The 17,856-nt window shown below is 56.1% G+C and carries 18 protein-coding genes; 10 read left to right on the top strand and 8 right to left on the bottom strand.

The annotated features are described in order from the left end of the window. The first annotated feature begins 363 nt into the window (after positions 1-363). Positions 364-1,953, top strand: a complete 1,590-nt coding sequence (purH, locus tag OOJ59_RS26200; protein WP_085049786.1) for a bifunctional phosphoribosylaminoimidazolecarboxamide formyltransferase/IMP cyclohydrolase — start codon at positions 364-366, stop codon at positions 1,951-1,953. Between the two features lie 15 nt (positions 1,954-1,968). Beyond that, positions 1,969-3,258, top strand: a complete 1,290-nt coding sequence (gene purD / locus OOJ59_RS26195) for a phosphoribosylamine--glycine ligase (protein WP_160955309.1) — start codon at positions 1,969-1,971, stop codon at positions 3,256-3,258. Here purD and zraR read toward each other — a convergent pair. Together zraR and zraS are read right to left on the bottom strand one after the other, a co-directional pair. Further along, positions 3,255-4,580 carry a sigma-54-dependent response regulator transcription factor ZraR gene (gene zraR / locus OOJ59_RS26190; protein ID WP_085049788.1) on the bottom strand — a complete coding sequence of 442 codons (1,326 nt, stop codon included), beginning with the start codon at positions 4,578-4,580 and terminating at the stop codon, positions 3,255-3,257. The two genes, purD and zraR, sit on opposite strands and share 4 nt — an antisense overlap. Positions 4,581-4,585: 5 nt before the next feature. Next, positions 4,586-5,971: a two-component system sensor histidine kinase ZraS gene (zraS, locus tag OOJ59_RS26185; RefSeq protein ID WP_160955308.1), complete on the bottom strand. Its 1,386-nt coding sequence runs from the start codon at positions 5,969-5,971 to the stop codon at positions 4,586-4,588. A 254-nt stretch (positions 5,972-6,225) separates the two neighbouring features. On the opposite strand from zraS, the gene zraP reads away from it, so the two are divergent. Further along, positions 6,226-6,663 (top strand): zinc resistance sensor/chaperone ZraP, encoded by a 438-nt coding sequence (gene zraP / locus OOJ59_RS26180; protein ID WP_087856988.1) that lies wholly within the window; start codon positions 6,226-6,228, stop codon positions 6,661-6,663. 74 nt (positions 6,664-6,737) lie between these two features. Here the strand turns inward: zraP and OOJ59_RS26175 are convergent, their stop codons facing one another. The 6 genes from OOJ59_RS26175 to nudC all read right to left on the bottom strand — a co-directional run bounded on the left by OOJ59_RS26175 (position 6,738) and on the right by nudC (position 11,104). Continuing rightward, positions 6,738-7,430 (bottom strand): DUF1481 domain-containing protein, encoded by a 693-nt coding sequence (locus tag OOJ59_RS26175; protein WP_038642958.1) that lies wholly within the window; start codon positions 7,428-7,430, stop codon positions 6,738-6,740. 11 nt (positions 7,431-7,441) lie between these two features. Continuing rightward, on the bottom strand, positions 7,442-7,714 hold the full coding sequence (gene hupA, locus OOJ59_RS26170) for a nucleoid-associated protein HU-alpha (protein WP_001044509.1): 273 nt from the start codon (positions 7,712-7,714) through the stop codon (positions 7,442-7,444). Between the two features lie 186 nt (positions 7,715-7,900). Further along, positions 7,901-8,491, bottom strand: a complete 591-nt coding sequence (locus OOJ59_RS26165) for a YjaG family protein (protein ID WP_042314221.1) — start codon at positions 8,489-8,491, stop codon at positions 7,901-7,903. A 33-nt stretch (positions 8,492-8,524) separates the two neighbouring features. Beyond that, a complete protein-coding gene (gene nfi, locus OOJ59_RS26160) occupies positions 8,525-9,205 on the bottom strand; it encodes a deoxyribonuclease V (RefSeq protein ID WP_038636148.1) in 681 nt (226 codons plus the stop codon). Between the two features lie 9 nt (positions 9,206-9,214). Then, positions 9,215-10,279 carry a uroporphyrinogen decarboxylase gene (gene hemE, locus OOJ59_RS26155; protein WP_042314226.1) on the bottom strand — a complete coding sequence of 355 codons (1,065 nt, stop codon included), beginning with the start codon at positions 10,277-10,279 and terminating at the stop codon, positions 9,215-9,217. A 51-nt stretch (positions 10,280-10,330) separates the two neighbouring features. Then, complete coding sequence (gene nudC, locus OOJ59_RS26150; protein WP_038636141.1) at positions 10,331-11,104, bottom strand: NAD(+) diphosphatase; 774 nt, start codon at positions 11,102-11,104, stop codon at positions 10,331-10,333. Between the two features lie 99 nt (positions 11,105-11,203). On the opposite strand from nudC, the gene OOJ59_RS26145 reads away from it, so the two are divergent. The 7 genes from OOJ59_RS26145 (at position 11,204) to thiH (ending at position 17,408) form a co-directional block, all read left to right on the top strand. After that, positions 11,204-11,683 carry an Rsd/AlgQ family anti-sigma factor gene (locus OOJ59_RS26145; RefSeq protein ID WP_032940921.1) on the top strand — a complete coding sequence of 160 codons (480 nt, stop codon included), beginning with the start codon at positions 11,204-11,206 and terminating at the stop codon, positions 11,681-11,683. Between the two features lie 357 nt (positions 11,684-12,040). Beyond that, complete coding sequence (gene thiC / locus OOJ59_RS26140) at positions 12,041-13,939, top strand: phosphomethylpyrimidine synthase ThiC (RefSeq protein ID WP_160955307.1); 1,899 nt, start codon at positions 12,041-12,043, stop codon at positions 13,937-13,939. Then, entirely contained in the window at positions 13,939-14,574 is a 636-nt protein-coding gene (thiE, locus tag OOJ59_RS26135) for a thiamine phosphate synthase (RefSeq protein WP_160955306.1), read from the top strand. The genes thiC and thiE overlap by 1 nt, the downstream gene beginning before the upstream one ends. Then, positions 14,567-15,325, top strand: a complete 759-nt coding sequence (locus OOJ59_RS26130) for a HesA/MoeB/ThiF family protein (RefSeq protein WP_087856985.1) — start codon at positions 14,567-14,569, stop codon at positions 15,323-15,325. The genes thiE and OOJ59_RS26130 overlap by 8 nt, the downstream gene beginning before the upstream one ends. After that, positions 15,306-15,506 (top strand): sulfur carrier protein ThiS, encoded by a 201-nt coding sequence (gene thiS / locus OOJ59_RS26125; protein ID WP_064546547.1) that lies wholly within the window; start codon positions 15,306-15,308, stop codon positions 15,504-15,506. The genes OOJ59_RS26130 and thiS overlap by 20 nt, the downstream gene beginning before the upstream one ends. Before the next feature lies 1 nt (position 15,507). Then, positions 15,508-16,278, top strand: a complete 771-nt coding sequence (gene thiG, locus OOJ59_RS26120; RefSeq protein WP_193157156.1) for a thiazole synthase — start codon at positions 15,508-15,510, stop codon at positions 16,276-16,278. Then, entirely contained in the window at positions 16,275-17,408 is a 1,134-nt protein-coding gene (gene thiH / locus OOJ59_RS26115; RefSeq protein ID WP_160955305.1) for a 2-iminoacetate synthase ThiH, read from the top strand. The genes thiG and thiH overlap by 4 nt, the downstream gene beginning before the upstream one ends. Positions 17,409-17,856 lie beyond the last annotated feature (448 nt).

Below are 17,856 nucleotides of genomic sequence, written 5' to 3'. Positions count from 1 at the left end.
TGATTCACATCCGCCGTGTCGATGGAGGCGCATTATAGGGAGTTTCCTTCAGCCCGCAACCCCTAAATGACAGAAAAATGACTGACTGCTGCATTCCACAGCAAAACCCCGCCTTATACCCATTTACACACAGAGTTATCCACAAAAATAAGGTTCTCTTGCGATCATCACTTCGATTCATCCCTCATCTATACAGCTGAAATAGTCGAATTAAAGGAAAGAGAAAAATTCGCGAGCGTTGCGCAAACGTTTTCGTTACAATGCCACCGCACAACAAGGATGCCCCGTGAGGGGCGTTAGCTGAGTTTTTAGCCAAGAATTCACCTAACGCTCTCTGTAATAGTCAAATCCAGGGGATTTACCATGCAACAACGTCGTCCAGTCCGCCGCGCTCTGCTCAGTGTTTCTGACAAAGCCGGTATCATCGAATTCGCTCAGGCACTTTCCGCACGCGGTGTGGAGCTGCTGTCTACGGGGGGTACCGCCCGCCTGTTAGCAGAAAAAGGCCTGGCAGTGACCGAAGTTTCCGATTACACCGGTTTCCCGGAAATGATGGATGGACGCGTGAAGACCCTGCATCCAAAAGTACACGGCGGCATCCTCGGCCGTCGCGGCCAGGACGATGCGATCATGGAACAGCATCACATCGCCCCTATCGATATGGTGGTCGTTAACCTGTACCCCTTCGCCGAAACCGTAGCCCGTGAAGGCTGCTCGCTGGAAGATGCGGTAGAGAACATTGATATCGGCGGCCCGACCATGGTGCGCTCTGCCGCGAAGAACCATAAAGACGTCGCCATCGTGGTGAAGAGCAGTGACTACGACGCCATTATTAAAGAGATGGATGCTAATGAAGGTTCTCTGACCCTCGACACCCGTTTCGATCTCGCGATTAAAGCTTTCGAACACACCGCCGCCTACGACAGCATGATTGCCAACTACTTCGGCAGCATGGTTCCGGCCTACCACGGTGAAAGCAAAGAAGCCGCCGGTCGCTTCCCGCGTACGCTGAACCTGAACTTCATTAAGAAGCAGGATATGCGCTACGGCGAGAACAGCCACCAGCAGGCTGCCTTCTATATAGAAGAGAATGTGAAAGAAGCATCCGTTGCCACTGCACAACAGGTGCAGGGCAAAGCCCTCTCTTATAACAACATCGCTGATACCGACGCAGCGCTGGAGTGCGTGAAAGAGTTCAACGAGCCGGCCTGCGTGATCGTCAAGCACGCCAACCCGTGCGGCGTGGCGGTAAGCACCTCAATTCTCGATGCTTATGACCGTGCGTATAAAACCGACCCAACCTCCGCGTTCGGCGGCATCATCGCCTTCAACCGCGAGCTGGATGCCGAAACCGCGCAGGCGATTATCTCCCGCCAGTTCGTGGAAGTGATCATCGCCCCGTCCGCGACCGAAGAAGCGTTGAAGATCACTGCCGCTAAACAGAACGTTCGCGTCCTGATCTGCGGCCAGTGGGCACAGCGTGTGCCGGGTCTGGACTTCAAACGCGTTAACGGTGGCCTGCTGGTTCAGGACCGCGACCTGGGTATGGTAGGCGAAGGCGAACTGCGCGTGGTGTCTAAACGCCAGCCGACCGAGCAAGAGCTGCGTGACGCGCTGTTCTGCTGGAAGGTAGCCAAGTTTGTGAAGTCCAACGCTATTGTCTACGCCAAAGAGAACATGACCATCGGCATAGGCGCAGGCCAGATGAGCCGTGTCTACTCTGCGAAAATCGCCGGGATTAAAGCGGCTGACGAAGGTCTGGAAGTGAAAGGCTCCGCGATGGCCTCCGACGCCTTCTTCCCGTTCCGCGATGGTATCGATGCCGCTGCCGCCGTGGGCGTGAGCTGCGTTATCCAGCCTGGCGGTTCTATCCGTGATGATGAAGTCATTGCCGCTGCCGATGAACACGGTATCGCGATGATCTTTACCGACATGCGCCACTTCCGCCATTAATCCACGGAGCAGACGATGAAAGTATTAGTGATTGGCAACGGCGGGCGCGAGCACGCGCTGGCGTGGAAAGCGGCGCAGTCGCCGCTGGTTGATACCGTTTTTGTCGCACCGGGCAACGCGGGCACCGCGCTGGAACCCGCGCTGCAAAACGTGGCTATCGGCGTAACCGATATCCCGGCGCTGCTGAGCTTTGCCCAGAACGAGAAGATTGACCTGACCATCGTTGGCCCGGAAGCACCGCTGGTGATTGGCGTGGTCGATGCGTTTCGCGCCGCAGGTCTGAAGATCTTCGGCCCAACCGAAGGCGCCGCACAGTTGGAAGGCTCCAAAGCCTTCACCAAAGATTTCCTCGCCCGTCATCACATCCCGACGGCGGAGTACCAGAACTTTACCGAGGTTGAGCCTGCGCTGGCTTACCTGCGCGAGAAAGGCGCACCGATCGTCATCAAAGCCGACGGTCTGGCCGCCGGTAAAGGCGTTATCGTCGCGATGACGCTCGAAGAAGCGGAAGCCGCCGTGCAGGACATGCTGGCGGGTAACGCCTTTGGCGATGCAGGCCACCGCATCGTGATTGAAGAGTTCCTCGACGGTGAAGAAGCGAGCTTTATCGTGATGGTCGACGGCGAACACGTGCTGCCGATGGCCACCAGCCAGGACCACAAACGCGTGGGTAACGGAGATACCGGCCCGAACACCGGCGGGATGGGGGCTTACTCCCCGGCGCCGGTAGTCACTGATGAAGTGCACCAGCGCACCATGGAACGCATCATCTGGCCAACCGTGAAAGGCATGGCGGCGGAAGGGAATACCTACACCGGCTTCCTGTATGCGGGCCTGATGATCGACAAGCAGGGCAACCCGAAGGTAATCGAGTTCAACTGTCGCTTTGGCGATCCGGAAACCCAGCCGATCATGCTGCGCATGAAGTCGGATCTGGTGGATCTGTGCCTGGCCGCCTGCGACGGCAAGCTGGATGAGAAAACCTCCGAGTGGGACGAACGCGCTTCATTAGGCGTGGTGATCGCCGCGGGCGGTTATCCGGGCAGCTACAGCACCGGCGACGAGATCCACGGTCTGCCGCTGGAAGACGTGGCTGACGGTAAGGTTTTCCACGCGGGCACCAAACTCGCCGATGACGACCGCGTGGTGACCAGCGGCGGCCGTGTACTGTGCGCCACCGCGCTGGGCCACACCGTCGCCGAAGCGCAGAAACGCGCTTACGCCCTGATGGCCGACATCCGCTGGAACGGTAGCTTCAGCCGTAACGACATCGGCTGGCGCGCCATCGAACGCGAACAGCGCTAACGCGACATTTTCGCCAGCAGCGTTTTACGCGTAATGCCTAACTGACGGGCGGCTTCCGTTTTGTTGCCGCCCGTTTTTTCCAGCGCCGCCAGAATGACCTCTTTCTCCACTTCCACCAGCGGCTGGATCTCGCCACTGTATTCCGTTTTTATTGGCGTCGCGGCAATAGCCAGCGGCAGCTCGCGCTCGGTAATATACTCGCCCGTCAGCAGCACCACCGCCCGCTCCACCGCGTTCTCCAGCTCGCGGATATTCCCCGGCCAGTCGTAATGGATAAGCAGATCCATCGCCTGCGGCGTAAAGCCTTTCACCGCTTTGCGGTTACGCGCGGCAAAACGCTGGAGAAAATGTTCGGCCAGCAGCGGGATATCTTCCCGACGTTGACATAATGCGGGCATTTCTATGGTGACGACGTTCAGACGGTAGTAGAGATCCTGGCGAAAACGTCCGGCACTGACCTCCTCGGCCAGATTACGGTGCGTGGCGGCGATCAGCCGGACATCAACATCAATTGTCTGGTTACTGCCAACCCGTTGCACCTCTCGCTCCTGGATAGCCCGCAGCAGACGCACCTGCATCAGCGGTGAGATATCGCCAATTTCATCAAGAAATAACGTGCCGCCGTCCGCTTCCACAAAACGCCCTTCCCGCCGTTTATCCGCCCCGGTAAACGCCCCTTTCTCGTGGCCAAAAAGTTCGGACTCCAGCAGCGACTCATTCAGCGCCGCGCAGTTCAGCGTCACCAGCGGCTTATCACTGCGCGCGCTGCTGGCGTGTAGCGCGCGGGCAACCAGCTCTTTCCCTGTCCCGGAATCTCCGTGGATAAGCACCGTGGCGTCCGAGGGCGCTACCATCGCAATTTCATTGAGCAACTGCTGCATCGCCGGACTGCTGCCAATCATGCCAAACTGCGCAGCCGACGCTGACAACACTTCAGCGCTCGTATCCCGCGTATGCGCCAGCGCCTTTTCCAGTGTTTCCTGCAAACGGTCAAAATCCAGCGGTTTGATTAAGTAGTCCAGCGCCCCGGTTTTCAGCGCCTCTACGGCGGTCTCCACGCTGGAGAAAGCCGTCATAATCAGTACCGGAATGGCTGGATTCAGGGCTTTAATCTCTTTTAGCGTTGCGATACCGTCCATCTCCGCCATGCGAACATCACACAGCACCAGATCAAATACGCGTTCACGCACCTGTTCCAGCGCCGCTCGCCCACTATAAGCCAGTGCGACGTCATAACCCCAGCCACGCAGCAGCGCCTGTAAAATAGTGCAGTGGCTGATATCGTCATCCACTACCAGAATATCGATTTTTCCGCGCGTCATCCTTGTTAATCCTGTCGTTTCGCTTTCGTCGGGAGCCAGAGAGTAAAGACCGTACCTTTGCCCTCAATACTTGCCACCTGGATAGTGCCACCGTGCTGTTCGATAATGTTCTGCACTACCGCCAGTCCCAGACCAGTACCATCAGCTTTGGTCGTGTAGTAAGGCGTAAAAATGGCCTCCAGCTGTTCCGGCGCAATCCCCTTCCCGCTATCGGTCACCACGATTTTAACGCGATCGCCGCTGCTTTCACTCGCTTCAACCGTAATCGTGCCCTGACGGCCTATTGCATGAATGGCGTTCAGATAAAGATTCAGCAGAACCTGGGTGAGCCGATCGGGATCGGCCTCAATGGCAGGCAGCGTGGCATTGGCTGCAAATCGTAGCTGGATGTCCCGGCTTGCCGCATCCTGACTCACCAGGTGGAGTGAGTGAGTGATGACCTGGTTGAGATCCACGTGTTGTAGCGTCAGATGTGCGGGTTTCACCAGTTCCAGCAGTTCGCTCACCACCCGATTTAAACGGTCCGCCTCTTTCGCCATCACCTGCGCCAGCTCGTGAGACTCACCGCCTGCCGGTGTTCGTTCGGCAAAATATTTTGCTAAACCTTTGATGGATGAAAGTGGGTTACGAATCTCATGTGCAACGCCTGCCGCCAGATGCCCGAGCGCCATCAGTTTTTCTTTGCGCTTCATCGCATCCTGTAGTTCTTTATACGAGCGCTGATAGCGCTGATACCAGAAGTACGTCAGCACGGTTGCCAGCAGCACTGCCGCCAGCGCAGACAAAACAATCAGCGTATTTCGCCACTCTCTGGCCTGAGTCGCGGCCAGGTCGCTGGCATCGAAAGCGATAAAAATGGTCTGCGTTGGGGTGATAAGCTGCCCGTCATTGCTGGCGCAACGCGCCATGCCATGGCGTCCGGGCCCATACATCGGCTGGAACTGGCGGTAAATTTCCAGAGCCGGCGTTGTTTCCCCCTCCCCCATTGGTATCTCAATTTTCCGCCAGCGTTCTTGTTCCGCGGGGTGTAGCTGCTGCAGGACATCGGGCGAATAAAGTGATTTACCCACCATCGCCGAATTGCTGTGGGTAATAATGACGCCATGCTCATCGACGACGGCAAACCATAACACACCTGGTTGTACGGCCATTTCCTCCAGCAGCGTCTGCTGCTGGGCATGATGCATGCGCATCCCCATACCCACCCGGGTGCCGGACTCCAGGGCGCGAATCAACACACTGCCTTTTTCCAGGAGCGTTTGTCGGGCGGCATCACTTTCCCGACCATAGTCCCGTATGGTCATAATCGAAAACCAGCCGACCAACATCAGGATTGCCGCCAGCAAGAGTCTGCTCAACCACTTTGCCACCGTGTCCTTATAAAGACGCATATGTTCTCCCTTTACCCACCGTTTCCTTTCTTCGTTGCCGGTATACAGCAGAAATCATGCCATTTTTTCTCCCTGAGAACCCTGCCCTCAGACACAAAGTAGCGGGTAAAAATGACCCGCAGGCGAATTCTGGCGAGTCATTTTTACTCGCTTCCCTACCGAGAGGACGAGAACAACGCCCGCACGGCCTGGATTGCCGCTTTGGCACGGAAGATGCAAAAGGGAATATAAGCTAACCAACAGGAGAACGAACAATGAAACGGAACAACAAACTGGCGCTGATTGCACTCTCTCTTATCGCTCTGGGCTCCACCCCCGCGTTGGCGCAACATCATTGGGGATATGGGGATGGTATGCAGCAACGGGGCGGCATACCAATGACCACCGAGCAGCAGGCTACCGCGCAGAAAATTTATGATGATTACTACTCCCAGACCAGCGCGTTACGCCAACAGTTGGTCTCCAAACGTTATGAGTACAACGCCTTGTTAACAGCCAGTTCGCCAGACACGGCAAAAATTAATGCCGTGGCAAAAGAAATGGAGGCTCTGAATCAGTCTCTGGATGAGCAGCGCGTTAAGCGTGATGTCGCGCTGGCGCAGGCAGGCGTGCCACGTGGTGCCGGAATGGGCTACGGCGGATGCGGCGGTAACTATCGCGGTGGCGGTCATATGGGAATGGGACACTGGTAAAGGACTTAATGCCTGATCGCGCTACGCTAATCGGACTACGGATGGATAAGACGCATGTGCGTCGCCATCCGGCGTTAAAATGTTTTCTCTTTCGGCTGCCAGTGACAAAAATCTTCATTGGCGACCAGCAGTAGTTGCGATCCTTCGGGCGCTTCCAGCCATGCCACGCTCACCTCTACGGATGAATGGCGCTGGCGGCGCTCAATATGGTTTATCGCCCACGATTCCAGATCGGGCTTTAGCGTTTCACCTTCACAGGTCGTCACCGTGTTATTCGCATGCCAGCGTCCCTGACGCAATATCACCCGTCCCTGACGCAGCGCATCGCTGGTCTGGCGGATTTGATCGGCGCGATAGCGGTAAAGCGCGATTTGATCGCTGGAAAGCTGTTGTTTTTGCCCGTCGACTTCACGCTGCATGAAACTCAGTTCGCCCCGGTCATCGAAGCGTATCCGAACATGTTCCGACGGTTTACTGTATACGTTGAGTTCTATCAGAGAGAGCGAATCACCCTGCCAGCGGTATTCACTGGTGGTGGTATCGCCTTTACGCCACGGACTAAATACCGAGAGCAAGTGAACATCGTCGCTGGAATCTTTACGCCAGATGCGTACCGCCCCCTGATCGCCAACATAGCCGCTGGCCGTGAAGGGAGGAAGCTCAGAATGGCTACCACAGGCTGACAGTAACAGAACACCTGAAAGCCAAAGCGAATGACGCCAGATGGACAAAAGGGGCGAAACCGCCCCTTCGATAAAACTGTTCACTGCCACGCGAATTACTTAACCGCGTCTTTCAGTGCTTTACCAGAAACAAATGCCGGTACGTTAGCTGCGGCGATTTTGATTTCTTTACCGGTCTGCGGGTTGCGGCCAGTGCGCTCAGCACGGTGGTTCACTTTGAAGGTACCGAAACCAACCAGTTGTACAGCATCGCCTTCTTTCAGAGACTCAGTAATAGCAGCCAGAGTGGATTCCAGAGCAGCTTTAGCCTGTGTTTTAGACAGTTCTGCTTTGTCTGCAATTACATCAATCAGTTGAGTCTTGTTCATAAGTTATCCTTACAATGTGTTTATCGCTTGCTAAGCATCGAGTGCGACGGAAATGCCAGAAAAGCACTCTCCTGCATACACGCACCGATAGCCACTTTTTTTCGCCCCCCAAATGTAGACCAGACCGGGGGCGGATGGGAAGCCTTCAGGCACGACAAATCAGGCGTTAAATCACGTTTTATGGTGTCATTGCTGAAAATTTATACCAATATTGCTCTCACCAGCCTCGCGCAGGTCTGCACGAAGCCCTTTTATCAGCTCAATATCGCGTTCTTCACAATCGGCTAAAAGTCGGAAAATTTCCCACTGAATATCCCATTCTTGCTCAACGGCAGGGTTCTCTTTCAGCTCTTCATCGGTCATTTCGCGACCAGCCTGGGTCATTTCCAGCATCGCAACCGTCGTAATCGATGCCTTGCTGACCTCAATCGCATGCTCCAGCGTTTCACCGCTAAGACGAGAATGCATCAGTTCGCTTAATGCCACGCAGGCATCAATCGCCGGGTAAACGCCGTACAGATCGTAATCATCCGCAGAAGGAATGGCCTCTTCAAACTTTTCCAACTGGCTGTCGAAATTGATTTTCGCGTCTTTTACCGTCAGCGTTTCCCAAATTAAATCTAAAATTCGGCGATAAATCTGCCCATCGCCAAATTCAGTTTGCTTGCAGAACATGGCGTAGTTTGGGTACATGCGCTCACAGAGGCAGGCCATAAACGTGACGTGCTGCCAGCTTTCCAGCTTCTCCAGACGCAGGTGAATCGGGTTTTGTAACATGATGAGTTCTCAAATACGGAAATTAGCCGCAGTTTACCCGATATGGGGCGTTTTTGCTGCAAGCCGCGTAAAAGACGGGCGTTCTGATGCCACCGCATCCGCCCAGCGGGTCGGTTCCGGCAAACGATAACCGTTCATACAGCGCTGCACCCACGCCAGCGCGTTGTCCATACCCACGCGGTGACCCGTAGAGATAAACAACGGATTACAGCGCGCTTTGCTGCGCCAGACCCATGCCAGCTGTTCGCCTTTATCCAGCAGCGGCGCGAGCGCACCGGGTTCGGCAGAGAGCGGCTCAAACTTGCCGCACAGACGTTTTTTCGCCACGCCAATGGTCGGGACATCTACCAGCAGACCAAAATGGCTGGCGACCCCCAGGCGACGTGGGTGGGAAATACCATGCCCGTCGACGAACAGCAGATCCGGTTTTTGCGACAGCTGTTGCCAGGCGGCCATCAGCGCGGGGGTTTCACGAAAGGAGAGAAAGCCGGGAATATACGGCATGGTGGTGGCGACCCGCGCCACCGTGTATTCAACCAGTTCCAGAGAGGGATACTTCAGCAGAACCATCGCGGCCCGCGTCACTTCGCCACCCTGCTCAAACCCGACATCCGCTCCCCCGATCAGATCCGGCGGATCCTTGTCGAGGCGATCCTCGCGGATCACTGAAGAGGCCAGTTCAAGCTGCTGAGCGCGTAGCGACGCGAGATCCATAATGACTCCTTAGCGGTGGTATTGTTCGGACAGCCGATGCACCGCCTCCACAAACACCCCTGCATGTTCCGGCGGTACATCCTGATGGATGCCGTGACCGAGGTTGAAGACGTGGCCTTCACCCTGGCCGAAACCTGCAAGTATAGTCGCTACCTCGTCTTCGATCCGTGCCGGCGGCGCATACAGCATGGATGGATCCATATTGCCCTGCAGCGCCACTTTATGGCCAACGCGACGACGCGCATCGGCGATATCTGTCGTCCAGTCGAGACCTAACGCATCACAGCCGGTTTCCGCCATCGCTTCCAGCCACTGACCGCCGCCTTTGGTAAACAGCGTCACCGGTACGCGACGGCCTTCGTTTTCGCGCAGCAGACCATCAACGATTTTATGCATGTAGTACAACGAGAACTGCTGATAGTCGCGCCCGGTCAGCACGCCACCCCAGGTGTCAAAAATCATTACCGATTGCGCGCCCGCTTTAATCTGCGCGTTCAGGTACAGCGTGACGCTCTGCGCCAGCTTATCGAGCAGCAGATGCAGCGCTTTAGGGTCGGCATACATCATCTTTTTAATCACGGTGAAGGCTTTACTGCTGCCGCCTTCCACCATGTAGGTCGCCAGCGTCCACGGGCTGCCGGAGAAACCTATCAGCGGCACCTCGCCCTTCAGCTCACGGCGGATGGTCCGTACCGCGTTCATCACGTAGCCCAGCTCGCCTTCCGGGTCCGGAATCGGCAGTTTTTCAACGTCGGCCTTGCTGGTAATCGGTGAGGTGAAGCGCGGGCCTTCCCCGGCCTCAAAGTACAGCCCAAGCCCCATTGCATCCGGAATAGTCAAAATATCCGAGAAGAGGATCGCCGCATCGAGCTTGTAGCGACGCAGCGGCTGCAGCGTCACTTCGCAGGCCAGCTCGGCGTTTTTGCACAGCGCCATAAAATCGCCCGCCTCGGCGCGCGTGGCTTTATATTCCGGTAGATAGCGGCCCGCCTGGCGCATCATCCATACCGGGGTGACATCAACGGGCTGGCGCAGCAGCGCACGCAGATAACGATCGTTCTTCAGTTCGGTCATTTTTTGCAGTTCCTTATTGCGTCAGTCCCACAGTGTATCACCACTCGTTCTTTACTCGTACTCGGCCCGACACATTGCCACCGTATCTTCGATCAAACGACGCGCGACGGTGCCAGGCGGGGGTAAGAGTGGTAAATCGTCGTAGCGATACCAGTTGGCATTGAGTAGCTCTTTCGGGTCAATGACGATGTCGCCGCTGTCGTACTCTGCCATGAACGCCGTCATCAGCGATTGCGGGAACGGCCACGGCTGCGAGGTCACGTAGCGCAGATTTTTCACCTTGATCCCGCTTTCCTCCATGACTTCGCGCGCCACGGCCTGCTCCAGGGTTTCGCCTACTTCGACAAAACCGGCCAGCACGGTATGCACACCGTTACGATGGCGAACATGCTGGGCAAGGAGGATCGAATCATCGCGGCGAATGGCGACGATAATGCAGGGAGCGATTTGCGGATAATAGCGTTCGCGGCAATGGCTACACAGCATCGCCCATTCGGTTTTGCTCGGGTGCATCGTGTGCCCGCAGTAGCCGCAGAATTTATGCGAGCGGTAGAACTCGGCCAGCTGTACGCCGCGCCCCGCCAACTGAAACAGGCCTACATCCTGGTCGATAACCTGGCGCACCGAACCCATGTCGTGGCGACGCGGCTGCTGCACCAACCAGACCGGATCGCCTTCCCACTCACCTATCTGAAGTGCGCGCTGGCCCGCAAGATCGAAATTTATCGCCTCGCCATAGGGTAATTCCCCAGCAGGCAACCATAATTTTTGTTCGTGGCTCACAATCCACCAGCCGCGATCCCATTTTTCAATTATTCGATCCATATCTCTTGCGCTACCTTTGCTTCACAGGCATGTTATTAACATTATTTTTACAAGATTGACATGAGCAGATTTTAAACTTATCGATACGAGGGTCAACGTATGTTAAACCAGTTAGAACACCTGAAAGAGCGTGTCCATGGGCATCATAAACTGGTCGACCGTTGGCTGAATATTCGTAAGCACCTGCTCGTGGCTTACTACGATCTGGTTGGCCTGAAACCGGGCAAAGAGTCGTTTATGCGCCTCAATGAGAAAGCGCTCGATAATTTTTGCCAGCGTCTGGTCGACTATCTGTCTGCCGGTCACTTCAGTATTTATGAACGCATTATCCATAAAATGGAAGGTGAGAGTCCGCTTTTAAACGCCAGCAAAATCTGGCCGCAGCTGGATGCCAATACCCAACTGATAATGGATTACTATGACTCAACGCTGGAAAACGCCATCGATGAGGATAACGTTCACCAGCTCCAGCAGGCGCTTTCCGATATTGGCGAAGCGCTGGAGGCTCGTTTCCGGCTGGAAGATCAGCTCATCATGCTGGCCTTTAAAACGCTTAGCGAATTCAAACGCCCGGCTTGAGATTTTCCGCATTAACGCGTAGTTTACATTCATTACCTCTAAGATAGAGGTTACTTCTTGTCGGAGTGCTTATTTTCCACAAAAGCATTCGTGATGCGTCAAGGCGGCAAGTCAGTGAATCTCCAGGAGCTTACCTAAGTAAGTGACCGGAGTGAGCGGACGAAGCCAACAAAGAGGCAGCACGAAGGATGACGTGGAAAAGGCTGAGACCGTTAATTCGGGATCCGCGGAACCTGATCAGGTTAAAACCTGCGAAGGGAACAAGAGTCAATCTACAGCCGTATCGCCTTGGGCGATCGTCTCTCTTGCTTCATCCGTCGTCTGACAAGCCACGTCCTTACTTTTTTGGAATGAGCTATGTCTGCCACTACTAAACCATCACGCCGCGAACAGCGCGCCCAGGCCCAACACTTTATCGATACCCTGGAAGGTACCGCCTTTCCTGAGTCCAGACGCATCTATATCACCGGTTCGCAGCCGGATATCCGCATCCCGATGCGCGAAATTCAGCTCAGCCCAACGCTGATTGGCGGCAGTAAAGATAACCCGCAGTTTGAGGCGAACGAAGCCGTACCGGTGTACGACACCTCCGGCCCGTATGGCGATCCTGAGGTGGCGATTAACGTCCAGCAGGGTCTGGCGAAACTGCGCCAGCCGTGGATTGACGCACGCAACGATAGCGAAGAATTAGACGACCGTAGCTCGGCTTACACCAAAGAACGTCTGGCCGACGATGGTCTGGACGATCTGCGTTTTACCGGCCTGCTGACGCCGAAACGCGCCAAAGCAGGCAAGCGCGTCACCCAGTTGCATTACGCCCGCCAGGGGATCGTCACTCCCGAAATGGAGTTTATCGCCATCCGTGAAAATATGGGCCGCGAGCGCATTCGCAGTGAAGTGCTGCGCCACCAGCATCCGGGGATGAGCTTCGGCGCACGCCTGCCGGAAAACATCACCCCGGAATTCGTGCGTGATGAAGTGGCTGCCGGCCGTGCGATTATCCCCGCCAACATCAACCACCCGGAATCGGAGCCGATGATCATTGGCCGCAACTTCCTGGTCAAAGTGAATGCCAACATCGGTAACTCGGCGGTCACCTCCTCCATCGAAGAAGAGGTGGAAAAACTGGTCTGGTCGACCCGCTGGGGCGCGGACACGGTAATGGACCTCTCCACCGGCCGCTATATTCATGAAACCCGCGAGTGGATCCTGCGTAACAGCCCGGTACCGATCGGCACCGTGCCGATCTATCAGGCGCTGGAGAAGGTCAACGGGATCGCCGAAGATCTCACCTGGGAAGCGTTCCGCGACACGCTGCTGGAGCAGGCCGAACAAGGCGTCGACTACTTCACCATTCATGCGGGCGTACTGCTGCGCTACGTGCCAATGACCGCCAAACGCCTGACCGGTATTGTCTCGCGCGGCGGTTCAATTATGGCGAAATGGTGTCTCTCCCACCACAAAGAGAACTTCCTGTTCGAACATTTCCGCGAGATTTGCGAAATCTGCGCCGCCTACGACGTTTCCCTGTCGCTGGGCGACGGCCTGCGTCCCGGCTCCATCCAGGACGCCAACGACGAAGCGCAGTTCTCCGAGCTGCATACGCTGGGTGAGCTGACCAAAATCGCCTGGGAATACGACGTGCAGGTGATGATTGAAGGCCCGGGCCACGTGCCGATGCATATGATTCAGCGCAACATGGCCGAAGAGCTGGAGAGCTGCCACGAAGCACCGTTCTACACCTTAGGGCCGTTGACGACCGATATCGCGCCGGGCTATGACCACTTCACCTCCGGCATTGGCGCCGCAATGATCGGCTGGTTCGGCTGTGCGATGCTGTGTTACGTGACGCCGAAAGAGCACCTCGGCCTGCCGAATAAAGAAGATGTGAAGCAGGGGCTGATCACCTACAAAATCGCCGCCCACGCCGCGGATTTAGCCAAAGGACATCCGGGCGCGCAGATCCGCGATAACGCCATGTCGAAAGCGCGCTTTGAATTCCGCTGGGAAGATCAGTTTAACCTCGCGCTCGACCCGTTCACCGCCCGCGCTTATCACGATGAAACCCTGCCACAAGAATCCGGCAAGGTCGCCCACTTCTGTTCCATGTGCGGGCCGAAATTCTGCTCGATGAAAATCAGCCAGGAAGTGCGTGATTACGCCGCCGCGCAAACCATTGAAGTGGGGATGGCGGATATGTCGGAAAACTTCCGCGCCAAAGGCGGCGAAATTTATCTCAAACGGGAGGAAGCCTGATGTATCAGCCTGATTTCCCAACCGTACCGTTCCGCCTCGGGCTTTACCCGGTGGTAGACAGCGTTGCATGGATTGAACGTCTGCTGGAGGCGGGCGTGCGCACCATTCAGTTGCGTATCAAAGATAAACGCGATGAAGAGGTGGAAGCCGACGTTATCGCCGCCATCGCACTGGGGCGTCGTTATGACGCCCGCCTGTTTATTAACGACTACTGGCGTCTGGCAATTAAGCACCGCGCTTACGGCGTGCATCTGGGCCAGGAAGACCTTGAAACCACCGACCTGAAAGCGATTCAGGCGGCGGGCTTACGCCTGGGCTTATCCACTCACGATGATATGGAGATTAACGTCGCACTCGCCGCTAAGCCTTCTTATATCGCGCTCGGCCACGTCTTCCCGACGCAAACCAAGCAGATGCCTTCCGCCCCGCAGGGGCTGGCGCAGCTGGCAAGCCATATTGCGCGCCTGGCAGATTACCCGACCGTGGCAATTGGCGGCATCAGCTTTGAACGCGCCCCGTCGGTGCTGGCGACTGGCGTCGGCAGTATTGCCGTGGTCAGCGCTATTACTCAGGCCGCCGACTGGCGCGCCGCTACCGCGCAGTTACTGGATATTGCGGGAGTTGGCGATGAATGACCGCGATTTTATGCGCTACAGCCGGCAAATCCTGCTCGGCGATATCGCCATTGAAGGCCAGCAAAAGCTGCTCGCGAGTCATGTGCTGATCGTGGGTTTAGGCGGGTTAGGTTCACCTGCCGCGCTGTATCTGGCGGGAGCAGGTATCGGCAAACTGACGCTGGTAGACGATGACGACATTCATCTGAGCAATTTGCAGCGCCAGATTCTATTTACCACCGATGATATCGCACGTTCAAAATCTCAGGTTGCCCGGCAGCGCCTGACACGGCTCAACCCGGATATCGAACTAGTATCACTCCAGCAGCGACTTAAAGGCGATGCGCTCCGGCATACGGTCGCGCGGGCCGATGTAGTGCTCGACTGTACCGATAACATGGCCACGCGCCAGGAAATCAACGCCGCGTGCGTAGCGCTCAATATCCCACTCATCACCGCCAGCGCTGTCGGCTTTGGCGGTCAGTTGATGGTGCTCACGCCGCCGTGGGAACAAGGGTGTTACCGCTGCCTGTGGCCGGATGATGTAGAGCCGGAACGCAACTGCCGCACCGCTGGCGTGCTCGGCCCGGTGGTTGGCGTGATGGGTACCTTGCAGGCGCTGGAGGCGATTAAATTACTTAGCGGTATTGAGACGCCGGGCGGGGAGCTACGTCTGTTTGACGGCAAAACCAGCCAGTGGCGCAGCCTCGCGCTGCGTCGCGCCAACGGCTGTCCGGTATGCGGAGGGCAGCATGCAAATTCAATTCAATGATGAGCCGATGCAGTGCGCCGCAGGGCAAACCGTCAGCGAGCTGCTTATCCAGCTCAACCAGCTCAAACCGGGCGCGGCGTTGGCGCTCAATCAGCAGATCCTGCCGCGCGAGCAGTGGGAACAGCAAATCGTGCAGGAAGGCGACCAGATCCTGCTTTTTCAGGTTATTGCAGGGGGTTGAGATGTTATGTATTGCCGACAAAACGTTTGATTCACATCTGTTCACCGGTACCGGGAAGTTTGCCTCTTCGCAACTGATGGTCGAGGCGATTCGCGCTTCCGGCAGCCAGTTAGTGACGCTGGCGATGAAGCGCGTGGACCTGCGCCAGCACAACGATGCGATTCTGGCGCCGCTAATTGAAGCGGGCGTCACACTGCTACCCAATACCTCCGGGGCGAAAACCGCCGAAGAGGCGATCTTCGCCGCCCAACTGGCGCGTGAAGCGCTGGGCACCCACTGGCTGAAATTAGAAATCCACCCGGACGCCCGTTGGCTGCTGCCGGATCCAATCGAAACGCTAAAAGCCGCCGAGGCGCTGGTGAAGCAGGGGTTTGTCGTGCTGCCCTACTGCGGCGCGGATCCGGTTTTGTGCAAGCGGCTGGAAGAGGTCGGCTGCGCGGCGGTGATGCCGCTCGGCGCGCCTATCGGCTCTAACCAGGGGCTGGAAACCAAAGCCATGCTGGAGATCATTATCCAGCAGGCCACTGTGCCGGTGGTGGTCGACGCCGGGATCGGCGTGCCCAGCCACGCGGCGCAGGCGCTGGAAATGGGCGCTGATGCGGTGCTGGTCAACACGGCGATTGCCGTGGCGGACGATCCGGTGATGATGGCAACCGCTTTTCGTCTGGCGGTGGAAGCCGGATTACTGGCGCGGCAGGCTGTGCCAGGAAGCAAAAGTTCGCAGGCCAGCGCCACCAGCCCGCTCACCGGCTTTCTGGAGGCGTTAGCATGAAAACCTTCACCGACCGCTGGCGGCAACTGGAGTGGGACGACATTCGCCTGCGCATCAACGGTAAAACCGCCGCTGACGTGGAACGCGCGCTTAACGCTCCACAGCTAAGTCGTGACAACCTGATGGCACTGCTCTCCCCCGCCGCCGCCGATTACCTTGAACCACTGGCGCAACGGGCGCAAAGGCTGACTCGCCAGCGCTTCGGCAACACCGTCAGTTTTTACGTGCCGCTTTATCTCTCAAACCTCTGCGCCAATGACTGTACCTACTGCGGTTTTTCTATGAGCAACCGCATCAAACGTAAGACGCTGGACGAGGCAGAAATCGCCCGCGAGTGCGCCGCCATCCGCGAGTTAGGTTTTGAACACCTGCTGCTGGTCACCGGTGAACACCAGAGCAAAGTGGGCATGGACTACTTTCGCCGCCATTTACCTGACATTCGCCGTCAGTTCGCCTCGTTACAGATGGAAGTGCAGCCGCTGGCAACCGAGGAATATGCCGAGCTGAAGAGGCTGGGGCTGGACGGGGTGATGGTGTATCAGGAGAGCTATCATGAAGCGACTTATGCCCATCATCATTTAAAGGGGAAAAAACAGGATTTCTTCTGGCGGCTGGAAACACCGGACAGGCTGGGCCGCGCTGGAATCGATAAAATCGGTCTTGGCGCGTTGATTGGTTTGTCTGACAGCTGGCGGGTGGATTGTTATATGGTCGCCGAACATCTGCTGTGGATGCAGCAGCATTACTGGCAGAGCCGCTACTCCATCTCCTTTCCTCGTCTGCGCCCATGCACCGGGGGCGTTGAACCCGCATCGATCATGGACGAGCGACAGTTGCTCCAGAGCATTTGCGCGTTTCGTTTACTGACGCCAGAAATTGAGCTGTCGCTCTCCACCCGCGAATCACCCTGGTTTCGTGACCATGTGATCCCACTGGCGATCAACAATGTCAGCGCCTTCTCAAAAACCCAGCCTGGCGGTTATGCCGATAACCATCCAGAACTGGAGCAGTTTTCCCCGCACGACGACCGTCGCCCTGAAGCCGTTGCTGAAGCACTCATGGCGCGGGGATTACAGCCCGTGTGGAAAGACTGGGACAGCTATCTGGGGCGCGCTACGCAGATGCCGTAAGCCCGGAGCGATCGCATTAAACAAAAGCCCCGACTAGTGCAGTCAGGGCTTTAAGTTACTACAAACTTCAGATTTAACATTAATAAACTTAACGATTTAGTACTGCTGATGGTACTACTTTAAAATGTACAGGTTTACTACAGATAATATTGGATTTTGATACTAACTAAAACTTTCCTCTATTTACCGTTAAACACATTCCACCGGCTTGATAATAAAACTCAAGGCTGGTGACCTAAACAAGTACACTTCCCCTCGCGACATATACTCTTTGATGCGTTGCCTTATTTCCCTTGCGATAACCATAAAAACAGAAATCACAAACACTTACTATTAAATCATGGCGTTACATCGTCGCGCTTTACTAACTTTTTGCGATTAGATAAATCAACTACGTGGCCTGAAAGCATTGTCGAAGTGAAAAAATAGCGTTTTCAGCATCGACTAC

It is taken from the genome of Citrobacter sp. W9, assembly GCF_026719375.1.
GTDB classification, from domain to species: domain Bacteria; phylum Pseudomonadota; class Gammaproteobacteria; order Enterobacterales; family Enterobacteriaceae; genus Citrobacter; species Citrobacter werkmanii.
The sequence above is the reverse complement of the archived record's forward strand: the minus strand, read 5'-3'. Positions and strand labels throughout refer to the sequence as shown.